The sequence below is a fragment of the Micromonospora sp. NPDC047753 genome, assembly GCF_040642735.1.
In the GTDB taxonomy this organism is placed as follows: Bacteria; Actinomycetota; Actinomycetes; order Mycobacteriales; family Micromonosporaceae; genus Micromonospora.
The window spans coordinates 1-4,030 of record NZ_JBEYSL010000562.1; the positions used below are offsets into that span (position 1 = coordinate 1).

Annotated in this window: 1 protein-coding gene; it reads left to right on the forward strand. The window is 66.9% G+C overall.

Annotated features, from left to right (window positions below; translation table 11 throughout):
- Positions 1 to 575 precede the first annotated feature (575 nt).
- A partial coding sequence (locus ABZ749_RS30885; protein WP_357233936.1) for a DNA-directed RNA polymerase subunit beta occupies positions 576 to 4,030 on the forward strand: 3,455 nt, incomplete at its 3' end.

A 4,030-nucleotide genomic window follows, 5' to 3' on the forward strand; every position in this document is an offset into this window, starting at 1 on the left:
GCCCATGCCCGGCGGGCAGCCGCAGACCGCTGGCTGGCCGCCGCCCGGCACCGGCTATCCGCCCCCCGGCACCGGCTGACACGGATCACCGCCCGCCGTATTGGTGGATCTGGCTGCGACCGGTCCTGAGCTGGGCTCCGACCGTGGGTACCCTTGACCCGAACGAGCGTGGCGGGTCGCCCTCCAGTGGGAAACAAGGGACAACCCGGATACCGGCCCTTGACGCGGCCCGGGGCTGCCAGGCACGCTGACACCAGCAAGACACCGCGCTTGCGACGGCCACGACGTGGGTATGACAGCGGCGGCACCATCGGCCGCTGTAACCCGAGCGGCCCAGTGGGGAGTTGCGTTCTGAGCGGCCCGGCAGACCCCGGTTGACGGGGCCGAGGCGCGCTCCGCAAACAACCTGCGGGGTGGGCTGGACAGCGGTTAGCCTCTCGGCTACACTGCTAGTTTGCGCTGCCTTCCGACTTGACCCCTGCTCGGAAATGTCCGTTTACGGATATTTCTGGTGGGGTCATTGGAGTGCACGCGTACCAGCCGTTCTGCAGCACCGGTCCTCGGAAGGACGCATCTTGGCAGCTTCCCGCCCTGCGAAGACCAGTCGTACGTCGAGCGCATTCGCTCCCCGCCGAGTTTCATTCGGCAGGATCACCGAACACCTCGAGGTCCCCAACCTCCTTGCCATTCAGAACGAGTCCTTCGACTGGCTCGTCGGCAACGAGGCTTGGCAGGGCCGGTCGGCGGACGACCCGCACGCACGATCGGGTCTCGCGGAGATCCTTGAAGAGATCAGTCCCATTGAGGACTTCTCCGGCACCATGTCGCTCTCCTTCTCAGCGCCGCGCTTCGACGAGGTCAAGGCCTCGATCGAGGAGTGCAAGGAGAAGGACCTGACCTACTGCGCTCCGCTCTTCGTGACCGCGGAGTTCACCAACAACACCACTGGCGAGATCAAGAGCCAGACGGTGTTCATGGGTGACTTCCCGATGATGACGCCCAAGGGCACCTTCGTCATCAACGGCACCGAGCGCGTCGTGGTCAGCCAGCTCGTCCGGTCTCCGGGCGTGTACTTCGACAAGCAGCCGGACAAGACCTCCGACCGCGACCTCTCCAGCGTCAAGGTCATCCCGAGTCGGGGTGCCTGGCTGGAGTTCGACATCGATAAGCGCGACACGGTCGGTGTGCGCATCGACCGTAAGCGTCGGCAGGCCGTCACCGTCCTGCTCAAGGCCATCGGATGGTCGGCCGAGCGAATTCGTGAGAAGTTCGGCTGGTCCGAGCTGATGATGACCACGCTCGAGAAGGACCACATCGCCGGCGCCGACGAGGCTCTGCTCGACATCTACCGCAAGCTGCGCCCTGGCGAGCCGCCGACGCGCGAGAACGCCCAGACCCTGCTCGACAACCTCTTCTTCAACCCGAAGAGGTACGACGTCGCCAAGGTCGGGCGCTACAAGTTCAACAAGAAGCTGGAAGTCGACGTGCCGATCACCACCGGCACGCTGACCGAGGACGACATCGTCGCCACCGTGGAATACCTGTGCCGGCTGCACGCCGGTGAGGACGGCTACGAGGCCGACGACATCGACCACTTCGGCAACCGGCGCCTCCGTACCGTGGGCGAGCTGATCCAGAACCAGGTTCGGGTCGGCCTGTCCCGGATGGAGCGGGTCGTCCGCGAGCGGATGACCACGCAGGACGTCGAGGCGATCACCCCGCAGACCCTGATCAACATCCGCCCGGTGGTGGCGGCGATCAAGGAGTTCTTCGGGACGTCCCAGCTGTCCCAGTTCATGGACCAGACCAACCCGCTGGCGGGCCTGACCCACCGGCGTCGGCTGAGCGCGCTCGGCCCGGGTGGTCTGTCCCGGGAGCGGGCCGGCTTCGAGGTCCGCGACGTGCACCCGTCCCACTACGGCCGGATGTGCCCGATCGAGACGCCGGAAGGCCCGAACATCGGCCTGATCGGCGCGCTGTCCACCTTCGCCCGGGTCAACCCGTTCGGCTTCATCGAGACGCCGTACCGGAAGGTCGTCGAGGGTCGGGTCACCGACCAGATCGACTACCTGACCGCAGACGAGGAGGACCGGTTCGTCAAGGCCCAGGCCAACGCGCGCCTGAAGGCTGACGGCACGTTCGCCGAGGAGCGGGTGCTCTGCCGTCGTAAGGGCGGCGAGACCGAGGACGTCCTCCCCGGTGCCGTCGACTACATGGACGTCTCGCCCCGGCAGATGACCTCGGTCGCGACCGCCATGATCCCGTTCCTCGAGCACGACGACGCCAACCGGGCACTGATGGGCGCGAACATGCAGCGCCAGGCGGTGCCGCTGGTCAAGGCCGAGGCGCCGCTCGTGGGTACGGGCATGGAGTACCGGGCCGCTGTCGACGCTGGCGACGTGGTGGTCGCTGAGGTCGGCGGTGTGATCGAGGATCTCTGCGCCGACTACGTCACCATCCACCAGGATGACGGCCACCGCCGGACGTACCTGCTGCACAAGTTCCGCCGCTCCAACGCCGGCTCCTGCGTCAACCAGAAGCCGGTCGTCTTCGAGGGCGACCGCGTCGAGGCCGGTCAGGTCATCGCCGACGGTCCGTGCACCGACGAGGGCGAGATGGCACTCGGACGCAACCTGCTGGTGGCGTTCATGTGCTGGGAGGGCCACAACTACGAGGACGCGATCATCCTGTCGCAGCGCCTCGTGCAGCAGGACGTGCTCACCTCGATTCACATCGAGGAGCACGAGGTCGACGCCCGGGACACCAAGCTCGGCCCGGAGGAGATCACCCGCGACATCCCGAACGTCAGCGAGGAAATGCTCGCTGACCTCGACGAGCGCGGCATCATCCGGATCGGCGCCGAGGTCGTCCCCGGTGACATCCTGGTCGGCAAGGTCACGCCCAAGGGTGAGACCGAGCTGACCCCGGAGGAGCGCCTGCTCCGCGCGATCTTCGGTGAGAAGGCGCGTGAGGTTCGGGACACCTCGCTGAAGGTGCCGCACGGCGAGACCGGCACGGTCATCGGTGTGCGCACGTTCTCCCGCGAGGACGGCGACGAGTTGCCGCCGGGTGTCAACGAGCTGGTCCGGGTCTACGTCGCCCAGAAGCGCAAGATCCAGGACGGCGACAAGCTCGCCGGCCGGCACGGCAACAAGGGCGTCATCTCGAAGATCCTGCCGGTCGAGGACATGCCGTTCCTCGAGGACGGCACCCCGGTCGACATCGTGCTCAACCCGCTCGGTGTGCCGAGCCGGATGAACATCGGCCAGGTGCTGGAGACCCACCTCGGTTGGGTCGCCAAGACCGGTTGGAAGGTCGAGGGCGACGACGCCGAGTGGAAGCGCCAGCTCCGCTCGATCGACGCGCACGAGTCCGAGGGCGACACCAACGTGGCCACCCCGGTCTTCGACGGTGCCCGCGAGGAGGAGATCTCCGGTCTGCTCGAGTCGACCCTGCCCAACCGGGACGGCAAGCAGCTGATCGGTCGTACCGGCAAGGCGCAGCTCTTCGACGGTCGTTCCGGTGAGCCTCTGCCGGACCCGATCGCGGTCGGCTACGTCTACATCCTGAAGCTCAACCACCTGGTCGACGACAAGATCCACGCTCGCTCGACCGGCCCGTACTCGATGATCACGCAGCAGCCGCTGGGTGGTAAGGCGCAGTTCGGTGGTCAGCGTTTCGGTGAGATGGAGTGCTGGGCGATGCAGGCGTACGGCGCTGCCTACGCCCTGCAGGAGCTACTCACGATCAAGTCCGACGACGTGCTCGGCCGCGTGAAGGTCTACGAGGCCATCGTCAAGGGCGAGAACATCCCGGAGCCGGGCATCCCGGAGTCGTTCAAGGTGCTGCTCAAGGAGCTGCAGTCGCTGTGCCTCAACGTTGAGGTGCTCTCCAGCGACGGCGTGGCCCTGGAAATGCGCGAGACCGACGACGAGGTGTTCCGGGCCGCTGAGGAGCTGGGCATCGACCTGTCCCGGCGCGAGCCGAGCTCGGTCGAAGAGGCCCCGACCGCCAGGCACCGGCAGCGGGC